This is a genomic window from Rothia dentocariosa ATCC 17931 (genome assembly GCF_000164695.2).
GTDB lineage: Bacteria > Actinomycetota > Actinomycetes > Actinomycetales > Micrococcaceae > Rothia > Rothia dentocariosa.
The window spans coordinates 1,810,097-1,832,925 of the sequence record NC_014643.1 but is presented as its reverse complement, the minus strand read 5'-3'; the positions used below and the strand labels follow the sequence as shown (position 1 = coordinate 1,832,925).

At 51.4% G+C, this 22,829-nt stretch carries 16 protein-coding genes; 6 read left to right on the top strand and 10 right to left on the bottom strand.

The annotated features are described in order from the left end of the window. Window positions 1–66: 66 nt before the first annotated feature. Window positions 67–1,428, bottom strand: a complete 1,362-nt coding sequence (locus tag HMPREF0733_RS07885; protein WP_013398830.1) for a class II 3-deoxy-7-phosphoheptulonate synthase — start codon at window positions 1,426–1,428, stop codon at window positions 67–69. A 119-nt stretch (window positions 1,429–1,547) separates the two neighbouring features. After that, window positions 1,548–2,297 (bottom strand): lysophospholipid acyltransferase family protein, encoded by a 750-nt coding sequence (locus tag HMPREF0733_RS07880; RefSeq protein WP_013398829.1) that lies wholly within the window; start codon window positions 2,295–2,297, stop codon window positions 1,548–1,550. Window positions 2,298–2,635: 338 nt separating this feature from the next. Here HMPREF0733_RS07880 and HMPREF0733_RS07875 point away from each other — a divergent pair, with 338 nt between their 5' ends. Next, window positions 2,636–3,499: an alpha/beta hydrolase gene (locus tag HMPREF0733_RS07875; RefSeq protein WP_013398828.1), complete on the top strand. Its 864-nt coding sequence runs from the start codon at window positions 2,636–2,638 to the stop codon at window positions 3,497–3,499. A gap of 28 nt (window positions 3,500–3,527) precedes the next feature. Beyond that, the gene (locus HMPREF0733_RS07870; RefSeq protein WP_013398827.1) at window positions 3,528–5,633 is read left to right on the top strand and encodes an AMP-dependent synthetase/ligase; all 2,106 of its coding nucleotides are present in this window, start codon (window positions 3,528–3,530) and stop codon (window positions 5,631–5,633) included. 75 nt (window positions 5,634–5,708) lie between these two features. Here the strand turns inward: HMPREF0733_RS07870 and HMPREF0733_RS07865 are convergent, their stop codons facing one another. The 6 genes from HMPREF0733_RS07865 to HMPREF0733_RS07840 all read right to left on the bottom strand — a co-directional run bounded on the left by HMPREF0733_RS07865 (window position 5,709) and on the right by HMPREF0733_RS07840 (window position 14,827). Further along, on the bottom strand, window positions 5,709–7,145 hold the full coding sequence (locus HMPREF0733_RS07865) for a mycothione reductase (RefSeq protein ID WP_013398826.1): 1,437 nt from the start codon (window positions 7,143–7,145) through the stop codon (window positions 5,709–5,711). 102 nt (window positions 7,146–7,247) lie between these two features. Beyond that, window positions 7,248–8,021: a ParA family protein gene (locus HMPREF0733_RS07860; protein ID WP_244864685.1), complete on the bottom strand. Its 774-nt coding sequence runs from the start codon at window positions 8,019–8,021 to the stop codon at window positions 7,248–7,250. Between the two features lie 228 nt (window positions 8,022–8,249). Then, window positions 8,250–8,837, bottom strand: a complete 588-nt coding sequence (locus HMPREF0733_RS07855) for a MerR family transcriptional regulator (protein WP_041322042.1) — start codon at window positions 8,835–8,837, stop codon at window positions 8,250–8,252. 584 nt (window positions 8,838–9,421) lie between these two features. Then, window positions 9,422–10,198, bottom strand: a complete 777-nt coding sequence (gene ftsR / locus HMPREF0733_RS07850; RefSeq protein WP_013398823.1) for a transcriptional regulator FtsR — start codon at window positions 10,196–10,198, stop codon at window positions 9,422–9,424. 452 nt (window positions 10,199–10,650) lie between these two features. Continuing rightward, window positions 10,651–11,037: a glycine cleavage system protein GcvH gene (gene gcvH, locus HMPREF0733_RS07845; RefSeq protein ID WP_004004367.1), complete on the bottom strand. Its 387-nt coding sequence runs from the start codon at window positions 11,035–11,037 to the stop codon at window positions 10,651–10,653. 298 nt (window positions 11,038–11,335) lie between these two features. Continuing rightward, on the bottom strand, window positions 11,336–14,827 hold the full coding sequence (locus HMPREF0733_RS07840) for a bifunctional proline dehydrogenase/L-glutamate gamma-semialdehyde dehydrogenase (protein WP_013398822.1): 3,492 nt from the start codon (window positions 14,825–14,827) through the stop codon (window positions 11,336–11,338). A gap of 576 nt (window positions 14,828–15,403) precedes the next feature. Here HMPREF0733_RS07840 and HMPREF0733_RS07835 point away from each other — a divergent pair. After that, a complete protein-coding gene (locus HMPREF0733_RS07835) occupies window positions 15,404–16,309 on the top strand; it encodes a LysR family transcriptional regulator (protein WP_004004365.1) in 906 nt (301 codons plus the stop codon). Window positions 16,310–16,325: 16 nt separating this feature from the next. Here the strand turns inward: HMPREF0733_RS07835 and HMPREF0733_RS07830 are convergent, their stop codons facing one another. Then, window positions 16,326–17,273, bottom strand: coding sequence for a sugar-binding transcriptional regulator (locus tag HMPREF0733_RS07830; protein WP_013398821.1), 948 nt, complete (start codon window positions 17,271–17,273; stop codon window positions 16,326–16,328). 133 nt (window positions 17,274–17,406) lie between these two features. Here HMPREF0733_RS07830 and HMPREF0733_RS07825 point away from each other — a divergent pair, with 133 nt between their 5' ends. The 3 genes from HMPREF0733_RS07825 to glpK all read left to right on the top strand — a co-directional run bounded on the left by HMPREF0733_RS07825 (window position 17,407) and on the right by glpK (window position 21,893). Then, a complete protein-coding gene (locus HMPREF0733_RS07825; protein WP_013398820.1) occupies window positions 17,407–19,173 on the top strand; it encodes a glycerol-3-phosphate dehydrogenase/oxidase in 1,767 nt (588 codons plus the stop codon). 266 nt (window positions 19,174–19,439) lie between these two features. Further along, on the top strand, window positions 19,440–20,231 hold the full coding sequence (locus HMPREF0733_RS07820; protein ID WP_041321729.1) for an MIP/aquaporin family protein: 792 nt from the start codon (window positions 19,440–19,442) through the stop codon (window positions 20,229–20,231). A gap of 105 nt (window positions 20,232–20,336) precedes the next feature. After that, window positions 20,337–21,893, top strand: a complete 1,557-nt coding sequence (gene glpK / locus HMPREF0733_RS07815) for a glycerol kinase GlpK (protein ID WP_013398818.1) — start codon at window positions 20,337–20,339, stop codon at window positions 21,891–21,893. A 202-nt stretch (window positions 21,894–22,095) separates the two neighbouring features. Here glpK and HMPREF0733_RS07810 read toward each other — a convergent pair whose 3' ends face one another. Then, entirely contained in the window at window positions 22,096–22,728 is a 633-nt protein-coding gene (locus HMPREF0733_RS07810) for an endonuclease III domain-containing protein (RefSeq protein ID WP_013398816.1), read from the bottom strand. Window positions 22,729–22,829: the final 101 nt, after the last annotated feature.

The following is a 22,829-nucleotide window of genomic DNA, read 5'->3' as shown; positions in this document are numbered from 1 at the left end:
CGAAGGTCGCATAGAAACTCTGTAAAGTTCTATGCGACCTTCAGCATAAAGCTAAAACTAGATTGCTTATCGGTTCCTGAGATACTCGGATACCAAGAACGCGATTTCAAGCGACTGCGAGTGATTCAGCCGGGGATCGCAAAGAGATTCATAACGATCAGCTAGGGCTTCTTCATCAATAGCGTCTGAGCCACCTAGGCATTCAGTAACGTCATCCCCGGTCATCTCAACGTGAATACCGCCAGGGAATGAGCCGAGAGCATCATGTACCTCGAAGAAACCGCGAACTTCATCGAGTACATCGTCAAAACGGCGGGTCTTATAGCCGGAAGGAACGGAAATTGTGTTACCGTGCATAGGATCGGTTACCCAGATAACCTGTGCACCAGCAGCTTGTACCCCTGCGACGATAGGAGGCAGCTTCTCTCGAATATTCTTAGCCCCCATACGGGTAATAAAAGTGAGGCGACCGGGTTCACGATTCGGGTCAAGTTTATCGATAAGGGCCAGTGCATCTTCGGCGGTGGTTGTGGGACCGAGTTTTACGCCGATGGGGTTACGCACTTTAGAGAGGAAATCCACGTGCGCATCATCAATCCCACGAGTTCGCTCACCAATCCACAAGAAATGGGCTGAGGTGTCATAGGGCAAGTCGGTTCGTGAATCGATGCGGGTGAGGGACCTTTCATAGTCAAGGACTAAAGCCTCATGCCCCACATACATATCGGTAGTTTTGAGCGCATCAAAATCAACTCCACAGGCTTCCATGAATTTGAGGGCGCGGCCGATTTCATCAGCTGTTTGTTCGTATCGCTCATGCGCTGGGTTTGAAGTAAACCCGCGGTTCCATTGATGTACCGCGCGTAGATCTGCAAAGCCACCTTTTGTAAAAGCACGCACAAGGTTAAGGGTGGCGGAACTGGTGTGGTAGCCGCGCAGCATACGTTTAGGATCATGCTCACGAGCTTCAGGCGTGAACTCAAAACCGTTGACGGTTTCGCCCCGGAAGGAAGGCAAAGTAACATCGCCACGTGTTTCCGTATCCGAGGAACGTGGCTTTGAGAACTGGCCAGCCATACGACCCATCTTCACCACAGGCATCGAAGCGCCGTAGGTAAGAACCGCCGCCATCTGGAGAAGAGTTTTGATGCGACCAGAGATTTTGTAGGCTGTGGCACCTTCAAAAGTTTCGGCACAGTCACCGCCCTGTAGCAAGAACGCACGTCCTTCGGCTACTTCCGCCAGCTGTTCGCGCATAGAATCTACCTCACCAGCAAAAACTAGCGGGGGCAGAGAGCTCAGCTCGGCAACAGTTGCGTCAAAATCAGCGTGATTTGCCCATGTAGGCTGCTGATCTATATGCAGATTCCGCCAGGTATCCAACCCGTAATCTGCGCCAAGCTGGTGGTTATGGTTCGCGTTGCTCATGGGTGTGTACTCCAGAATTTCTGTATGGTTCAGCACGCTGACGCGGCGTTACAAGGATAAAGATTATTGTACCTTCCTAAAATGCCGTATCTGAGCATATGGCGCAGTCTTAGATAAGTTTATGGGCACTCTGCACACAGACGGTTTACAGCCTGTTCGGCGGTTAAGCTGTCGGACGCCATGAGTTTTTTCACCGCATCCGCGTACACATCAACATATTCTTGCCCGCTAAGCTCACGAATAGCTACACCTACACGATCCGCAATCTCACGTTGTACGGAGAAAAGATGCGCTTCGTGACTTCTGCTGGAGAAATCTAGCGGCTTTCCAAAAATTGTACGAATCGTTATCTTTTGTCCGCGATTGTGCAGGTGCGGCCTGTTTGTTCCCAGCGGCTGCACCAGGTCCGTACCAATCTGCCCTACTGGTACGACGGAAACTCCAGATTCAAGGGCTAATCTTGCTACTCCAACTTTGGGACGGTAGCCACGCCCGTCAGGACTGCGGGTGCCTTCGGGATAGATCCCCAGTATGCCGCCTGATTCTAGCACCCGAAGGCCTCTGGCAAGAGATTCTTGACTTTTGACCCCACCGGAACGATCCATGGGAAGCTGACCCATGCTTGTAAAAAATTTAGCCATAGCGCGACCTTTGACACCGGATGTTGTGAAGTAATCACTTTTCGCCAAGAAATTAATAGGGCGATCGAGCGCAAGAGGTATAAAAACTGAATCGCAAAATGCTAGGTGGTTACTTGCAATAATGACCGGTCCCTGGGGTATGTTCTCAAGCCCGATAATCTCATGCCGATAGAGACTATGCAGAATGGGCGTACTAAGAAATTTGAGGGTGCTGTAGGCGAGGGTCATAGCTCTTCCGTCATAAAACAATAAATGCGGGATAGGCACGCGTACCCGTATATGACGGATGTGGTTAGCGAGCACATATCACGAGAGGACGGCAACAATGCGAAACCTCTACGTGATTAGATTGTAACGGTTTTAGCAGTACCGTGCCGAAATCCCCTCTTTCCCGACGCCGAGGTGACTTTTGTCTGATAGTTATCTGTGAATATTATCGTTTTCGCGCTCTTAGCGTAGCTCAGACGGTGTTATCCCAGAGCTGTAGGTAATAATTGACCACGAACCTATTCAACTCTTGAACGGTTCCAAGTCTCAAAGTGAGAGCGTACTGTTGAAAGGAAGCCATGAATATTTTCGAGAATGCAGGTGAACCGTTGCGCCGCATCCGCCGTCAGGCACATCAGCGTCGTGAGCTTGCCGTCCAGCCCTCAACAATGCGTGTGCAAAACTCTTTAGAGTCGGAGTTCAACCACGATCCTATTTCCCATCCGGCTGACCGTGAACTCTATGAGGGTGATGTTGGCCTTCTCATCATTCATGGCTTCACAGGATCCCCGCACAGTATGCGACCTATAGCAGATCACTTTATTAAGCTCGGCTACCCTGTTGAGATGCCTCGTCTTGCTGGGCATGGCACACACTGGCGAGACATGGTGGCGACCGAGTATAAAGAGTGGGTTGATGGTGTCGAAGAAGGATATTGGAAACTCCTCAATGCAGGCTATCGGGTTATCGTAATCGGTATTTCTATGGGCGGGTGCATTGCTACCAATTTAGCGGCTCGGCATGATGTTCTAGGCATGGTGCTCATTAACCCCTATTTTGTGGATGTAAACCCCATGATGAAAGTGGCACACCGAGTTGCCCCTATATTTCCTTCGCTCAAGTCTGTTGGATCTGACATTGCCCGTCCTGGAGTTGATGAAGGTGCATATCCACGAACTCCTACCGTTTCTGTACGGCAGCTTCACCTTTTGGGCCGAGAGACTCGTGAGCTGATACCCTTGCTACGGGCTCCGGTGCTTTATCTGCGTTCCCTCCACGATCATGTTGTCTCAGATAGTTCGCACCGCTATTTTCTAGAACACTGCTCAGCACCGGTAAACTTTAAATGGTTGACTCACAGTTACCATGTGCCGACTCTAGACTACGACGCGGAACTTATCTTATCCGTGATACAAGATTTTGTCGTTGACTGTGAAGCATAATCCAAGCTACAGCGTTGAAAGGCCTTGTATGCAAATTGTCTCCGTACCCGCAGAAGCTATGGTAGATCCAGCGTTGAATCTCACCAGTATTGTGGAACGCCATGCCTCCGACACCTCAAATCCAGTGCTGTATCGGTGGCAGATGTCGCCTGGCAATTGGCAGGACATTCACGCACATCAGTTTCATGACATGGTGGTTTCCGTAGCTAAGGGACTCATTGCCCATGGCGTTAAACCTGGTGATCGCATAGGTATTATGAGCCGCACCCGCTTTGAGTGGGCTTTAATAGATTTTGCTATCTGGTATGCCGGAGCCATATCGGTACCTATCTACGAGACGAACGCACCCGCACAAGTTGCCTGGGCCTTATCGCATTCTGAGGCACAAGCGATTTTTGTGGAGAACGATAAACTGGCCCAGATTACTGATAGAGCGCATAAATTTCAGCCTCTCAGTATTAAGAACCGTTGGGTCATTGAAAATGGGGATTTGGATATGCTCATCAGAGCAGGTTTAGACGTCTCCGATGCCGAACTTGAAGCGGCCCGCACGCATGCTCATGCCGATTCGCTTGCAACCATCGTCTACACGTCCGGTACAACAGGTAAACCTAAGGGATGCGCACTCACGCACGGAAACTTTCTTAACTTGAGTCTTAACACGCGCATAGTGGAACCGGAAATCGCTAATCCGCGCAGTTCTTCCCTTATCTTCTTACCTTTAGCGCATGTTCTGGCAAGGTTTATTCAGATTCTTGCTTTGGATTCCGGAGTTGTTGTTGGACACTCCCCTACCATTAAGAATCTTGCTGCTGATCTGGATAGTTTTAAGCCCACTATGCTGCTGGTAGTACCGCGGGTCTTTGAGAAGATTTATGAGGGAGCATTAGCAAAGGCGGCGCGAGGCGGTACCTTAAACAAAAATCTTTTTAAGCGATCAGTTAACGCCGCTATCGCTTGGTCTGAGGCTAAAGTTTCTGGGAGGCTTCCTCTCAAGTTAGCGGCGCAATATGCACTCTACGATAAGCTAGTTTATGCGAAATTGCGTGCCGCTATGGGCGGCAAATTACGTTACGCGGTTTGTGGAGGCGGGCCTCTCTCCCCACGGTTGAATCATTTCTACCATGCAGTAGGAGTCCGAGTGGTTGAGGGTTATGGTCTCACGGAAACATGTGCGCCGATTGCTGCCGGGCGCATCAGCAATTTTCAGATCGGGGCTATTGGTCCGCTTCTGCCAGGTTCTCAAGGCCGTCTTGCCGAAGATGGCGAGCTTGAACTGCGTGGAATCGGCGTGATGAAGGAATACTACAAAAACCCCGCTGAAAATGCCCAGTCTTTCACTGACGATGGATGGTTCAAGAGCGGTGATCTAGCCCGTTTCGATGATCAAGGGCTCCTCAAAATTGTGGGGCGCAAAAAAGAAATCATCGTGACGGCCGGGGGCAAGAATGTTATTCCGGGCACTGCGGAGAACCATCTACGAACTTCTCCCTTGGTATCTCAGGCTATGCTCGTGGGAGATCAGAAACCCTTTATTGCGGCTTTAGTTACTCTCGATCCCGATACTCTCCCCGATCAGCTTGAACATTTGGGGCTTCCGCGTTCCCTTTCCATGCCGGAGGCCGCCGTGCATCCTGCCGTGCGTGCCGCGATCCAGCGCATTATTGACGAGGCTAATCAACTGGTATCTCGCGCAGAAGCTATCCGCGAATTCCGCATTATGGGTAAGGATTTGACGGAGGCGGACGGCTATTTAACACCTTCTCAAAAGCTCAAACGGGCTAAGATTCTGCAGGATTTTTCTGCTTATGTGGATGACATCTATAGCCGTGTTTCGGAAAGCGCTAATAATAAACTCGAACGTCTGCAAAGCTACGCCGAGCAAGCTTCTGATAGGCTCCAAGAGTTCAAAACAGAGAAGACAGAAAAACTTCATGATCTAAAGGTCGAAGCGACTGAACGCCTTGAAGAGTTTAAAGGACAAGCGGCGGAAAAGTTATCTCAGCATCAGCCAGTCCGAGCCACACCTTCAGATGAAGAACGTACATACCCTGATGGTAAAGAGCACATGCGCGGAGATTTAGAAAACAACAAAAAGCTTCATGAATCTCTTCGGAAGAATCGTAGCTCTTGAACGCGAAAAGAGGCTAAAAGCTGTGGGGGCTCTCACCAAGATTGGTGAGAGCCCCCACAGCTTTATATATGAAAACTAGTTATCTACATCTAGCCCAAGAAGAGCATTTTCTATAACTTCAGTCAAAGCAGGGTGAATCCAATACTGACCACGGGCCATGTCTTTCACACCCAATCCGAAGCTCATGGCTTGAATAAGCGGCTGGATCAACACTGAAGCTTCTTCCCCTACAAGGTGGGCGCCTAAGAGCTGTCCCGTGTCTTTGCGGGCAATAAGTTTCGCCAGTCCCACGGAATCTTCCATAGCCCATCCATAAGCGGTATCGCCGTAGTTCTGGCTCTTCACCGTAACTTCGAAGCCCTCACGCTCCCCCAGCTTCCGGGCGTTCTCTTCCGAGAGCCCCACAGTTGCTATCTGCGGATTACTGAAAACCGCAGCAGGGACAAAACGATGATCGCTGGCAACAAAGCTATCGGGATGGCTAAGGTTATGTTGAACGGTCCGTGCCTCATGGTTTGCCACATGCTTGAGTTGGAATGGCGAGGAGACATCACCTAGCGCGAATACTCCAGGTACGGGAGAACCGTTATACAGCACACGCTGGTATTTATCGGTTCCAATAAACCCGCGGCTATCGACGTCAAAGAAACTGGATGCTTTAAGAGTATCGCTATTGGAACGACGACCAGTTGCGGCAAGTACGGCATCCGCAACAATCTCCTCTACCTCGCCATCGTGTTCAACTACGACGGTAACGGTTCCATCGCCGTTCTCGCGAATCTCAACAAGAGAGCGTTCCAGGAGAATGTTCCACTGGTGAGATGCGGCTTCCACGAACCGGTCTACAACTTCTTTATCTACCTCACGGAGAATACGGTTAGAACGAACAACTTGATAAACCTGTGCCCCCAAAGCAGAGAATACATGTGAAAACTCAGCAGCGACAACCCCGCCGCCAAGCACCACAAGACGTTGAGGGAACTCTTCCAAACGCATAATCGTGTCGTTTGTATGAACCTGTGGTAAGTCAATACCGGGAACCGCAGGAAGAACCGCCCGCGAACCCGCAGCAATTACAACCTGGCGACCATAAAGTTTCTGCCCGGACTCTGTCTGCACTGTATGAGCATCAATAAAATGAGCGTATTCGGGATAGTAATCCACGTTAGGTAGACCAGCGCGCCAGTCACGCCCACCAGCAGAAATCTTATCGATGCGCTGAGGGAAAATACGATCGCGTATTTGTGCCCAGTTAATCGCAGTAATTTCAGCCTCAATACCTAACTTATTGAGCTCACGTGCTTTCTGCGCAGTAGTTGCCGGGTACACAAACATTTTCGTGGGGATGCACCCAACGTTCAGGCATGTTCCGCCGAAAGTACCGCCGTCTATAAGCGCTACTTTTTTGTTATCCCATTCCGGTCCTATCAGGGTGTTCCCCGATCCCGAGCCGATGACGATAAGGTCGTACTGTGCTACGCCATCAATAATTTCGAGCTCTTTGATACTCATAGTCCCTCACCTGCAATAAAGATTACTGAGTCTTGATACGTACGTTACAACGCTATACCCCGGGTTTTTTATTCCGGGGCACAGGACATCCGTCTCTAGGCTCTACAGTGCTGCCATGAGTCCGGCAAGCAGACGTGTAAATCGTATGGAGGGCTCCACAGCTTCTTCGTCGGGCCAGAAGTGAATCGGATGTGCTGCCCCAAGAGCACGCTGAATAACAGCTTCCTCGTTGAACGTAGGCTCAGCAACAAGCTGCCCGAAGAGTGCCTTCAATTCTTCATACCGATAGCTGTGCTCGGGATCGTCGGCACGTAATTTATTCACGACAACGGCAGCAGCCTCAACAGAACTATTCTCGTCCTTCTGGAACCTAACAATCGCACGGAGGGTACGCTCAGTACCCGCCACGGAGAAAAGTGAAGGCTCCGCAATCGAAAGCACTCGCTGACTTGCACCCCATCCAGTTGCTGTAAGGGTCCCTAAAAACGGTGGGCAGTCGATGAGGACTAAGTCGTATGTGCTCCCAGTATTTTCAATAAGGTTCTGCAACCGTTCAATGAAGGGCGCAGGCTCTTTCGTATCGAGAAGGGCCGAACGCGCCGAACCACGAGCTACATGAATTTCGCCGCCCTCTATAGGATTGCTCGTGAGTAGCGTAGGTGTACCCACCAGGCTATTCCAAGCTGACGGGCTCACAAGGCGGGTGAGCGCATCGGTGTCATGGGTAAGCAGGATAGAGGCAATGTCCGGGCACCCGCCTTCCGCGGCAAGTCCGGTACTAGCGTCCCCGTGGGGATCGAGATCTATGACAAGGGTTTTGAGCCCACCGTGCAACGCTGCTGATGCAAGACCTAACACAATGGAGGTCTTACCCACGCCACCTTTGAGGCTACTAACACTGACAATTCTAGGCATGGCGCTCCGAAGTTATAAGTTCAACAATTGAATGAGTGCACTCTTATTTTATCGAAATTACTTGCGTTCGATAACTCTCGATCGCAAGTTTTCCCAATAATCTTTACACTCGTGTATATCACGCATATGTGGTGCCACAGCGTATGTCTTTAAAACCACTCTACTAGAGTATTGAGGTTTTAGTGCACGTCAGGCTTTACGGGCGCGGCGTGCGGCAAGTTCGTCTTCCGCGTCCGATACCGTCTGCATCTCTTCACCAGGTTGTCCATTCAGATTCGCTTCGATCTCACGCCATACTCGCCCAATAGCAATTCCGAAGACACCTTGACCAGCCTGTACGAGATCAATAACTTCGCTCGGCGACGTACACTCATAAACGGTGGTTCCATCGCTCATCAGAGTGATTCCTGCAAGGTCCTCGATCCCCCGAGTATGAAGATGGTCAATAGAGGTACGAATCTGTTGTAAAGATACTCCGGTATCGAGAAGGCGCTTAACGATCTTGAGAACCAATACATCGCGGAAACTATAGAGCCGTTGAGTCCCAGACCCTGAGGCGGAGCGCACAGTAGGCACCACAAGCTCCGTACGAGCCCAGTAGTCAAGCTGCCGATAGCTAATCCCGGCGGCTTTCCTGGCAACAGACCCGCGATACCCTAGGTTCTCGTCGACGATTGATACAGGATCTTTAAAAAGAACCCCCTGTTCACCACGCGGAGGCGGTGCCATCGGAAGAAGAACTTCAAACCCTTCTAGTTGCTCGGCTGTACCATGCATATCATGGTAAGCCTCAGAAGAACGAGATCCAGTTTTTGAGGTATTCCCTGGTGTGGTCTTGTCACCGACGCCGTATCGCGCCATTGGCAATACCTCCTTCTTATCCGATGTCCGTAGCCGAACGGGTTACTTCTGTTTGTTATCCTACCTTGTTACCCGTTCAAATGCACGGAAATACCGGGCACTAAGCTCCAGCAGTTTTTACACGTTTAGAGAGCAAATACATTACGGGATAAAAGAGGAACCGCGCCTTCTGAAAGCTACGGCAGCCTTTATAGTTTAACCTATCTCTCCCCTTAGCATAAAACTTGCACATCTTCAGGGTGGGAGTTGAGCTTTAGTAAATTATTCTTCGCCCGCACAACGTCTGAACGCGCCTAGAATACGATCATGGAAACATGTAAACCCTCACTCTGAGCACTATATCCGCAACAAACCTTAAAAATTGGATGCGCAAAAGCGATCAAACTTTCACGCATCCAACACTGAGATTGAGTGATATTTTTCTTGGCAGGACTGACTCCTGCTCCATCTACGGAGGCAGAAGCCAGCGCAAGCTTCTAACTACATGCGTACAGAAAGCCCTAGTTATACGTCGGCATTGCAGACTCTACAAGGGTTGCATGCAACTGCAGACAAAGTTTGCGAATCTTATCGGCTCGCTCTTGGGCCTGTGTCTGAGAAGCTGCATCACGGCGCGAAGCTAAAGGAGCCACCGCGATCTCAACAAGAGAGATTTCACGGTCTGCTGCAGATTTGAAAGCTCTCAGATGACGGGGCTGAATACCATGCCCCATAAGCTCGGCGCTAGCACGGGCGATCAGCACATCATATTCAGTGTATTTTGCGTCTGCTTCGTCATCCAGAAGTCCGAAGTCAATAAGCTCACGAATAAGCTCAACAGAAGCACCCGAGTACTCTGCAAGCTCACGGATACTGTATGTACGCCCTTCCGCAACGTTGGTGGATCCCAAAACCTGGTCCAACATCTCGTCCGAAACGGGTGCAGGTACAGAGTTAATGGCGCGACCAGCCTCAAGATCGTCAAGATGCTGACGAATAACCTTGAGCGGCATGTAGTAGTCGCGTTGCATCGTCAAGATATACCGCAGGCGCTCGATGTCGGTTTGGGAGTACTTTCGATACCCAGTATCGGTACGTTTGGGGTGGACCAAACCACGCTCCTCCAAAAAACGAATCTTAGAGGCGCTGATCCCCGGAAAATCAAGATCCAGTTGACTTAAAACCTGTCCTATAGTGCGGCTCTTGATATCTCGGGGGTCACGACTATCTTTGCCACGTTCAGCGCTCTCTACTAGAGCCTCTGCCCGAGCGAGATTGTCATCAATGCGGGAGTTCATAGTATTCCTTTGAGAAATTGTGCTCGTCAAAGTTACGCCGATGCGCAGACCGCCTCGGCGTGCTGCATAGTACCTAATCGGCTTCTTCGCAGACGGCGTTACTTGTTCTTTTGTATTGTGAGTGAGTGAGGTTCAGATAATTTATCACAAAATGATAAACACTGAACCTTTGAGTCAATCTTATAGTGTTCCGTCTCAGAATTCCATTAGAAAACCGCCGAATAACGGCATTTTCGATGCCGAAAGATTACAAAACTTTAACCATCAAGTAGTAAAACAATACCAATTCATCCAAAAACCCTTATTTTTCCACGCGACACATAAGTATAGGTATTGATAAATTTTTAGAATTATTTGTATTTATTGTTCGTCACATTTTACAAAATTATCCGGTGATTACCGTCTTTTTGGCGGTAATCACCAGATATATATCTACGCCTAGGTACCAGTAATTAGTCCAACTCAGCCTGATAGGCCTCCGCTGAAAGAAGCTTTGCCACATCATCAGCATTTTCAGGACGAAGTTCGATAAGCCAGCCCTCGCCGTAAGGATCGGAGTTCACCTGTGCGGGGTCATCAGCCAGCGCCTCATTGACGGCGACAACCTCACCAGCAACTGGTGACAGAAGATCGGATACGGACTTCGTGGACTCAATCTCGCCAAAGCTACCCTCAGCATCGAGGGAGTCACCGACAGAGGGCAGGTCTACATAAACCACGTCACCCAGCGCATCCTGCGCGTGATCGGTAATACCGACGCGAACAGTACCTTCAGCCGAAAGGGGGGAAACCCACTCATGATCAGATGTGTACAGAAGTTCTGCGGGAACGTTGCTCATAGCAGCGATTTCCTTTCAGTGTGTTCTTGCTACGCACGGTTCTGTGCGAACCTCTCACGGTGTGGGATACGAGAGGCAATACACAAATTATCTCATAGATACGTAATGTTGAGCACGTTTTTTCCGAATCGTGTCATGGGTTCTTAGAAGCAATTTCTATAAGGTTGAAAACGTACCTCATTAAAACTTCACACTCTGAAAACCAGACAGAATATAGTGAGATGCCTCGCCTCTACGTATAGCAGAGACGAGGCATCTCATTCCATTTAGCCCAACTCAGGCTAGAACAGCACTTATCTTATCGAGAGGAGATAACACTCTCTGAGAAGGGGTTCGGGTTACCGAAGCGGTGTGCGGTAATCGAAACGGCCTGTTCACGCAGGAAGGGGAGCATCTCGATACGACCAGCCTCGGTCACGGGGTGGAAGTACACAGCAACATCGGGACGACCACCCAGGGCCGTGTACACGGACTTGACGTCATCACCGATGTAACGGATACGAGTACCTTCAAGCGGAGTACCAGCCAGAGCGCGAACCGGAGTCTTAGCGTTAGAAGCCAAGTATGTGCGCCATGCTTCATCGGACTCGACCAGGTACTTGATGCCTTTGTTTTCAAGAATACCGCGTACAGCGACTGGCAGATCCTTGCCCACAGACAGAGCCATCGGCGCACCCGCAGCCAAGCCAGCAAGAACCACACGAACAGCATCTGCCACAGAGGCGGATTCGTCAGCACGTACCAGCACCTGAGTGGGAACGTAACGCAGAATGTTACGCTCAACTCCAAGCTTTGAGGGATCGTAGCCGTAACCAAACTCGCTCTCCCAAGCCTCAGCATCCGAGGATGCCGAACGGGTCAGGAAGGCGAAATCTTCTGCGGTGCACAAATCGGCGTTATCTGCTGTTGCCAGAACTTCACGTACAGCAACTGACTGAGGAACAGCGGTTGCGGTAGCCTCGGTGCGCTCCCAATCGGACAATGCAATAAGGTAGCTGGGACCGCCTGCCTTGGTACCAGAACCAACAGTGGACTTCTTCCAGCCACCGAAGGGCTGACGGCGAACGATAGCGCCGGTAATACCACGGTTCACATAGACGTTACCTGCCTGCACCTTGGAGAGCCAGAGCTCAAGCTCTTCAGCATCCAGCGAATGCAGACCAGCGGTGAGGCCGTAATCCGGTGCGTTCTGAAGCTCAATAGCTTCTTCCAAAGTATCCGCGGTCATGATGCCCAGGATCGGACCAAAATACTCGGTCATATGGTACTCAGATCCAGGCTTAACGCCTTCACGAACACCGGGACTCCATAGGCGACCGGTATCGTCAAGTTCCTTAGGCTGAATGAGCCAGCGCTCCCCCGGCCCTAGAGTAGTCAAACCACGCAGAAGCTTCTCTTCAGGCTTCTGTGCAACAGGCCCCATCTGAGCTTCAATATCCTGCGGATGTGCCACGTGCAGAGAGTTGACGGAGTCAAGAAGCTGACGACGGAAACGCTCGGACTGTGCGGCAGCGCCTACCAAGATGACGGTAGAGCCTGCGGAGCACTTCTGACCTGCGTGTCCAAATGCCGAGTATACAACGTCCTTGACAGCAAGATCGATGTCAGCGTTGGGGGTCACGATGATAGAGTTCTTACCAGAGGTCTCGCCAAACAGCGGAAGATCATCGCGCCAGGAGCGGAAGAGCTCTGCCGTCTCGTAACCACCGGTGAGGATCAGACGATCAACCTCGGGGTGAGAGATCAAAACCTTGCCAGCCTCACGGTCAACAACCTTGACGAGCTTCAGAACGTCCTTGGGAACGCCTGCTTTCCACATGATCTCAGCAATCAGAGCACCAGTACGTGCGGTAATAGTTGCAGGCTTGAAGATAACAGCCGAACCTGCAGCCAGACCGGCAAGAACACCACCGGCGGGAATAGCCGTCGGGAAGTTCCACGGCGGAACAACCACGGTCAAATCAACCGACTGTACCTGAGCACCGTCAATCTTTTCCAAGTCCTCAGCAAGCATTGCGTAGTAATAGGCAAAGTCGATAGCTTCAGAAACCTCGGTATCACCCTGATCCAGAGTCTTGCCGGCCTCAGCAGCCATAACTTCCAGAAGCTCGGCACGGTGCAGGGCGATTTCCTTACCAACGTTACGCAGTACAGCAGCACGCTCAGCGCCGGAGAGACGACCCCAAACCTTACCCGATGCTTCAGCATCAGCAACAAGCTGTTCAGCCTCAGCGGCAGAAGTTAGCTCGTTTTCCTTCAAAGTAGCAATACCGATTTGAGTGGTCTTGGAACGCTCAAGGATAGCTCGGCCCCACTCACGGTTACCAGACAGCGATGGGTCGGTATCGGGTGTGTTCTCAAAACGACCTGCGGGTACGAAGACGTTATCTGCATTCTCAGTCTGACGGTTTTGATGGCGTTTGCCTTCCGGAACCTCATCAGTGACCGAGTTCAGTGAGCGCATAAAGCGGTCTTCTTCGCGCTTGAAGATTTCTTCGTCAGTTGCGAGATCGAAAATACCCGACATGAAGTTTTCGGAAGATGCGTTCTCTTCTAGGCGACGAATCAGGTATGCAATAGCAACGTCGAATTCCTTGGGGTTCACCACGGGCACATACAGAAGCAGGTGTCCCACACGACGGCGAATGATTTCTGCCTGCTGCTCGGCCATGCCGATCAGCATCTCGAACTCCACGCGATCCTTAACGCCGCGGTCTTCAGCCAAAAGTAACGCAAACGCAACGTCAAAGAGGTTGTGCCCGGCAACGCCTAGGCGGATGTTCTTCGCATGCTCGGGACGCAGTGCGTAATCGAGGATGCGCTTGTAGTTGGTGTCTGCAGCTTGCTTGGTGTCCCAGGTGGTAACAGGCCAACCATGCATAACACCTTCCACGATTTCCATGGAGAGGTTGGCGCCTTTAACCAGACGAACCTTGATGGAAGAACCGCCGTTAGCAACGCGCTCCGCTGCCCACGCCTGCAACCGCTGCATTGCGGCGAGAGTATCGGGCAGGTATGCCTGAAGCACGATGCCTGCTTCAAGATCCTTCAGATGAGGCTGATCCAGGATCTTGGTAAAGACCTCAATGGTCATATCGAGGTCTTTGTACTCTTCCATGTCCAGGTTAATGAACTTCTTGGGGGAAGAGGATGCGGCCAGCTCATACAGCGGAGTCAAACGTCGAACTGCTTCTTCGACAACTTCGTCAAATGCCCAGTGCTGATGAGGACCAGAGACAGCAGATACCTTAATAGAAACATAATCAACGTCGTCACGAGCGAGCAGACGCTTAGTCTCAGAGAGGCGATGCTCGGCTTCATTATCACCCAGCACTGCCTCACCCAGCAGGTTAACGTTCAAACGGTTACCACTCTTGGTAAGTTCTGCGATGGCATCTCCCAGTTTCTCTTCGGAAGCATCGACGATCAGGTGACCTACCATTTCGCGCAATACGCGACGCGCCACAGGAACGGTAGGCCACGACATCTTACCGGCCAGCTTGCCGCCGAAGCCAACGGCGGACTTCATGTACCACGGCAAGAAGGAAGGAGCTAGACCAGAAATACGAGATAGGTTACGACCCGAAACGTTGTCGTCCTCAGGGCGAATGACGCCATCGACAAATCCAACGGTAAAGGGCAGACCCTTTGGGTCTTTCAAAACACCAGCCAGTTGCTTGGCAGCATAAGTTGGCTTAATGGACTGAGACTCAGTCACCCATTGACGAACGAGTGCACGAGCGTCCTGAGCCAATTTCTGGTAATGCTCAGATGCGAAAGGATGCGTCATCCTTGACTCCTAACTAACTACGGTGTGCTATAAGCACACGAAGCGTATTGATGTCTCTATTTCACCACAAAAGGGTATTGAATACCTCATTAGAAAAACTGAATGTTTTTGCCAATAATATTTTAGAATATCTAAATATTTTTGACGGCCGCAAATCCCCACTAAGCCCCATGAAATAGGCGGAAGGGCCTGAGCGCACTACAAGCCAAACAACTACCATCCAACCCCACCTCATCCAACATTCAACAAGCACTTTAAACCTTAAAGATTTACGGCTTTAAACCAGACTTGTTTGCAATCAAAATACAGTACTTAGTACTGGACAAAACGAACAGAGTTCATTTATTACAAGAGAATGACATCCCAAAATGTTTATGAAAACTTTATCGTTGCGTCCGTCGTTTCTGCGACACAGAAAGTACCTATTTCGATACCATGAAGAAAAGCTTAAGGTGGTTTAAGATACCGCATCAGGCAGCCTAGTACTCCGCAAAATGAGGGGCAGCAAGACCGATGCGAACAGCGCACACTTACTCCACTAAACCAACCACGACCGCGCTAATTTAAGGAGACTTTATGTCTGTATCTGATATCCGGCGTATGCAAATGCTTCTGGAGATTCACGAACGCGGCACCATTATCGCTGCTGCGGATGCTCTCAGCTTGACCCCATCTGCTGTGTCACAGCAAATTGCAAACCTCGAAAAAGATACAGGTACAGCATTATTACAACGTGTTGGGCGGCGCGTTCAGCTCACGAACGCCGGTCTTGTCATGGTCGATAGTGCTCGTACTATACTGCGCGAGATAGACCGCATGCAGACAGCAGTAGCAAACCTTGCAGGAGAACCAGCAGGAACCGTGCGCCTGGCGATCTTCCAATCCGCTTCCTTTGCGCTTCTGCCCCGCGCTATCAAGTACCTCGAAGAACATGCACCGCGTCTAATTCTGCACGTTCTACAGATCGACCCAGAGACGGGAACTTCACTCACTCGAAGCCGCGAGTACGACATGGTTCTTTCAGAGGCTTATCCGCACCATCCTATCCCCGAGTATCCAGACCTGCACTCTGAGCTTTTGGTAGAGGATCCCCTGAGTCTTATCGTCCCCGAAGAATCCAGCATCAAATCTCTCAAAGAAGCCAACGAATTGCCTTGGGTTCTTGAGATGGAACAGAATACATCGCGTCAGTGGGCTATCAATCAGTGCCGCACTGTAGGGTTCGAACCAGATATTCGGTACAGCGCAAACGACATGATCACTAATGCAAACTTGGTGCGTTCAGGATGCGCAACCACTATAGTGCCAGGATTCGTACTCTCAAGCCTATCTAACACAAAGGGTATTCGCACAGTAGATCTTCCGGGTAAGCCTTCACGCAAGATCTTTACCGCAGTGCGCACAGAGTCCGCGAAGAATCCGGCCCTAGTAATGGTTCGTGATGCGCTTCAGCACGCCGTTAAAGAAGCATTCGGCTCATAACAAGAATTCTTTAACACTATTTCTCCATCACGGCTCGGGCGAGTTTTTCGTCGAGCACCAGGTCTGTAATAGCGCCCGTACGCAGCGCTCCTCTTAGCGCTGCCGCACGGTGCGTTCCGGAGGCTACGCATATACGACGAGGAATGCGGGAAAGCTCTTGAGGGCTGGGGCCGGATGCCCGACGGTTAATCTCAAGGTCATTCCAGCTTCCGTCCTCCCGCAGAAGCACCGTACATATATCGCCAACCACTCCCTGCTCACGCAGTAAGCGCTGTTCTGTCACATCAAAGTACCCACCCGAGTACACATGAGAGGGAATAGCCCCTCCGAAAGCACCAATACCGAAAACTGCTACATCGACCCGGCTTTGCACCTGCAGTGTTGCTTGGATGCTCCGCTCGCGCCACATCGCAGCTTTGGTATCGGCAAAGTCAAAGAATGCGGGTACCGGAAAATGAATCATATAAGCATCGTAGGCGCTTACCATGCGTCCCAGTAGCGTGCCTAAATATGGTATTCCAGAATGATGCGCATTCCCTGCCCCGTTTAATTGCACCACGCTCACCCCCTCTAGTGGTCGTTTAGGCAGATGCCGCGAAACCTCTGTGAGAGTTGCACCCCAGGCCACCCCGATGCTTGTGCCGTTATCGACTAGCGAATCAAGAAGTTGCGCGGCAGAACGCGCAACCTGGCTCATCCTAGCGATTGGGGTAGCGTCCTGCTTGGTATTCACAAGAGTAACGCGAACTTTGTACCGCTCCCCCAACCGTTTTTCGAGCTCATGTCGGGTTCTATACGAGTCGTCGAGGCGAATCTGCACCATGCCTGTCTCGCGCGCATTTTTGAGTAAACGCGAGATAGTTGCGCGTGAAACTCCTAGGCGGGATGCAATAGTATCCATTGTGAGATTTTGGATGTAATACAGCTGCGCGACCTCATAGGTTTGGCTGAGTCGTTCGTTCATTCGTTCCTAACCTTAAGTGAAAATCCGTTCACTCCACTTGGTAATTATTTCACCACTAAGTTTTACTTGAGAGCAATACGTCCTCGGTTCGGCATGTAGTCCGGCCTCCATACTCACAAGAAGAAAGATACCTATGAGCTCTCAACAATTTGCGCAACTCTCGCACCTAACAACAGAATCCCGTGCACGTGCCCTAGCTGAGATGAGCAGCGGTACTGAACTTGATGTTCTGGTAATTGGCGGCGGCATTACTGGTGCCGGTATTGCCCTTGATGCGGCGACTCGCGGCCTACGCACAGGTATTGTGGAGGCCGGGGACTGGGCTGCGGGCACCAGCGCTTGGTCCTCAAAACTTATTCACGGTGGCCTACGTTACCTCTATAACCTAGATTTCAAACTCGTAACCGAGGCTCTCAAGGAACGCGGTCTGTTGCTCGAAAAAATTGCACCTCATCTTGTGCACGCGCAGCCCTTTTTGTGGCCATTGAAGACGCCGGTCATTGAGCGCTCCTATTCCGCTATCGGCATTGGCATGTACGATACTCTCGCATATATCGGTTCGCGTGGTAAAAAGGGAGTTCCTTTGCAGCGTCACTTTACAAAAAAGGGCACCAAAACAGTCTTCCCAGATATCAAAGACTCCGCTTTTACCGGCGCTATTCAGTTCTACGATGCCCGTGTAGATGATGCCCGCTTGGTCGTTGATGTTGTTCGCACCGCCAGCGGTTATGGTGCCCTGGCTGCCTCACGTACCCAGGTGGTGGGTATTGATAAAGACACCTCTGGCAAGGTGGTAGGTGCGCGACTGGCCGATCTTGAAAGCGGACAGGAACTCACGGTCAAAGCCAAGCACATTATTAACGCCACCGGGGTCTGGACCGAAGAATCCGAATCTCTGGCAAGCCCGGATGCCGGCCTTGAAGTACTCGCTTCTAAGGGTATTCACATTGTCGTGCCGCGTGATCGTATCCAGGCTACTAGCGGTATTTTCACGAAGACCGAAAAATCAGTGCTTTTCATTATCCCGTGGCAGCGCTACTGGATTATTGGTACGACCGATACCCCGTATACCGAGGATCGCGAGCGCCCTGTGGCAACGCGTCAGGATATTGATTATGTGCTGGAGCAGGCGAATAAGCTGATTGCTAATCCATTGACCCACGACGACATCATCGGTACCTATTCGGGGCTGCGCCCCCTCTTGCAGCCGAAGGTTAAGGGTGATGGCGCACAGTCCACCAAGGTGTCTCGTGAGCATACTGTCACAGAGGTTGCCCCCGGTATGAGTGCCATTGCTGGCGGCAAGCTGACTACCTACCGCGTAATGGCGGCGGATGCGGTTGATTTTGCACTCGGTGATCGTGCGCAGGAACGTCCGTCGGTGACGGAAACAATCGCGCTGGTGGGTGCCGAGGGATATCGCGCTATTGAGGCAGGCCGTGACCGTTACGCGCAACGCTATGGTTGGGATGAAGACCGTATTACCCATCTGCTGGAACGCTATGGCGCGCAGATTGAAGATCTTGGTGCGCTTATTGATGCTGATCCAGATCTTGGCAAACCTCTTAAACATGCACCGCAGTTCTTACGCGCCGATGTCGTGTTCGCTCTTCGCTACGAAGGTGCCCTGCACCTTGAGGATGTACTGGTTCGCCGCGTGCGTCTTGACCTCGAACAACGTGATCGCGGGTTGGCTGCGGCCCCTGAGATCCTTGAGATTATACGATCCGAACTCAACTGGGATGATGCGAAGGTCGCGCGCGAACTTGCACTCTACACCGAACGGGTAAAAGCTATTCGCGAGGCAGAGTCCACTTCTACCGATGCTGAGGCGTCTGCCAAGATTGTGGCTGTAGACCCGGTGGTTCCCCGCAGGAAGCTCAACGTGCAGCACCACTAAAACTTGTGCGAAGCTCAGAGTTTCGCTCAATACTGCCGCAGGATACGGCATTTATCATTGCCGTATCCTGCATGGTATGCCTGTTTGATTTAGTATTTTTCCAGCAGGCACACCACCCATAATTTTGGAATCCTACGATATGTTGTATCCCATGAGATTCCTCTACCTCACAAACGCACCGTCATGGCGCATCCGCAATGGCGCGACCGGACTACCCGGTAACGTGTCCTAGGGCGGATGTCTTGTGCGGCGACGAAAGGAAAAATATGTCTCTCTTGGCTGCAACCATTCCCGTACAGGCGGTAAGCCTGCTGGTGGGAGATAATGGTGTTGCTACCCATCTTGGGCTTTTTGCCTCCGAGTTCTTTGGAACGTTCATTTTGATTCTTCTGGGCGCTGGCGTGGTCGCCGGTGTCTCACTCCCCAAATCATATGCGAAGGACGCCGGATGGGTTGTCATTACTTTTGCTTGGGGATTTGCGGTTTTTGCGGCCGTTTATCTTTCCGGGCCTTCGGGTGCGCATCTTAACCCGGCGGTTACCCTTGGTTTAACGGCGGCCGGTAAAGATTTGACCAAGGGGGTTCCAGCAACTCCGGAAAACATTGCGATCTATATTGTGGCGCAGATTCTTGGTGCTTTCCTAGGTGCTGTTGCCGCGTTCTTGGCCTATAAGAAGCACTTTGATGAAGAGCCCGGTAATCGTCTGGGTATCTTTGCGACCGGTCCCGCGATCAAGTCTTATGGTTGGAACCTGGTGACGGAGATTCTGGGTACATTCGTACTTGTTGGCTGGGTTGTTGCCTCCGGACAGACTCCTTCCGGCTTGGGTCCACTGGCCGTGGCACTTATTGTAGTAGCTGTCGGCATGAGTCTAGGTGGACCTACCGGGTACGCTATTAACCCTGCGCGTGATCTTGGCCCTCGTATGGCCCATGCTGTTCTGCCTATTCGCGGTAAGGGCGGCTCGAATTGGGCGTATTCTTGGGTTCCGATTCTGGGCCCCATCATCGGTGGCGTATTGGCTGGCTTGATCGTGCCTGCAGTCTTGGGATTCTAGAAACCACTGCACGGTTTAAAGATATTTTAATGAATGGGCATCACCCATTATTCCTTGTTATGGCGAGGTCATGCGCCTCCCCCAACCATTTAAGTGAGGTTACTCATGACTACTTCCTTGCATTCGGCAACTTTGGATGTTGAACGTAAATACATTATGTCTATCGATCAGGGCACCACCAGTTCCCGAGCTATCCTTTTCGATAAGGCGGGCAAGATCGTTTCTGTGGGTCAGCTTGAGCACGAGCAGATTTTCCCCAAGGCAGGCTGGGTTGAGCACAACCCCGTTGAGATTTGGGATAACGTGCGTAAAGCCACCGCAATGGCCATGGCAAACGGTGAGGTAAACCATCACGAGATTGCTGCAGTGGGCATCACCAATCAACGCGAGACCACGGTGGTGTGGGATAAGAACACTGGTGAGCCGGTCTATAACGCAATTGTCTGGCAGGATACCCGCACCCAAGAGATTGTCGATGAAATTGCTGGCGATGATGGCGTGGGTAAGTACCACGATGTTGTGGGTCTGAATCTTTCAACCTACTTCTCAGGACCCAAGATTAAGTGGATTCTTGATAACATTCCCGGCGCCCGTGAACGTGCCGAACGTGGTGATCTGCTTTTTGGCAACACCGACAGCTGGGTAGTGTGGAACCTAACCGGCGGCGTTGATGGCGGTGTACATGTAACCGACGTTACGAATGCATCCCGCACTTTGCTCATGAACATTCGTACTCTTGAGTGGGATCCGCAGATCGCTGCCGATATGGGCATTCCCATGAGCATGCTCCCCGAAATCAAGTCTTCATCTGAGGTCTACGGCTATGGTCGCCCCACCGGTCTGATGCGCGGCACACCCATTGCCGGTATTCTGGGCGATCAGCAGGCGGCAACCTTCGGGCAGGCTTGTTTCGAGAAGGGCATGGCAAAGAACACCTACGGCACCGGTAACTTCATGCTGATGAACACCGGACAAGAGCCCGTATTCTCAGATAACGGCCTTCTTACGACCGTGGCGTACAAGATTGGGGACGCTGACCCCGTTTATGCCCTAGAGGGTTCGGTTGCGATGAGCGGTTCGCTGATTCAGTGGCTCCGCGATAACCTGGGCATGCTCACCAACGCCTCTGATTCCGAAGCACTAGCAACCTCGGTTGAGGATTCGGGTGGTTGCTATGTGGTTCCCGCATTCTCGGGTCTGTTTGCACCGCATTGGCGTTCAGATGCGCGCGGCGTGATCGTGGGCTTAACCCGCTATGTAAACAAGGCGCACATTGTGCGCGCGGCGTTGGAGGCAACCGCTTTCCAGACCCGCGAGGTGTTGGATGCGATGAACGCCGATTCCGGTGTGAAGCTTTCCGAGCTGCGTGTGGATGGCGGTATGACCGCGAACGAGTTCCTGATGCAGTTCCAGGCAGATATTCTTGGGGTTCCGGTGATCCGTCCGAAGGTTATTGAGACTACTGCGTTGGGTGCCGCCTACGCAGCCGGTATTGCGGTCGGTTTCTGGGACGGCGAGAAAGACGTTGTCGAAAACTGGGCTGAGGATAAGCGGTGGCTGCCTGCCATGGAGCAGTCCGAGGTAGACCGCCAGTACCGCCTCTGGAAGAAGGCCGTGGCACGTACCCTCGACTGGGTGGATGAGGACGTGCCGACTTCCTAAGAATTTTCTTCGTACATAAAGCCCGCACTCTTTTGCGTAAAACGCACAGCACCGCTGTTCGAGATATGCAAAAGAGTGCGGGCTTTAATTTTTACTGTATCCCGTACATTTCGCCGCATATCGTACGCTTCTACCCTACGAAATTGCAGGAAAATGTACGGGGTAATTACAGCACGTGTCTATATCAGGTATGAGAACAACCCTAGTTACCAGCAATGGCAGGCCAATAGGTTTGCCATCCTCCGGCGGTTCGGGCTGCTTTTCCTGCTTGGACGATTAGCCCATGTAACAGCCCGTACTCTTCAACACTCAATGCTTCAGAACGGATGCGTTCATCACACGCTTTGCGTGCTTGCGCATAGGTGGTGTAATCTCCCCATCCAGCCGCTGCGAGAAGCCTGCGCGCATAAGCATCGTAAATAAACACGCCTCGGTGGTAGGCATACAGCAAAATATCGTCAGCGGTTTCCTCACCTACACCCTTCACCCCGAGCAGCGATGCTCTCAACTGTGTATCACTCATAGATTCAGCAAGGGTGTCAGTAGTGAGGAACCAATCGGTAACGGTTTGCAGATAGACGGTTTTAGTACGCCAATATCCTGAGGGGCGGATCGCTTCTTGTACCACAGCCGAATCAGCTGCAGCGAATGTTTCAGGAGTGAGAAGGTCAAGGGTACGCAAGTTTGCCAATGCGGTTTCGGTGTTCGTCCACGTGGTATTTTGCACCAATACTGCGCCTACCAAGATCTCGAATTTTGTTTCGGCTGGCCACCACACGCCCGCATCAGGAATCGCGCGCTGGAGCACCGTCATCATCTGGCGCATCGATTCCATAGCAAACCCCTCCAATAGGTTTTCGCGTAACCTATAGTGCACCTGAAATCGTGAAAGAGTCCAACTCCGGCACCATCACACTTGATATTGATGATTATCCT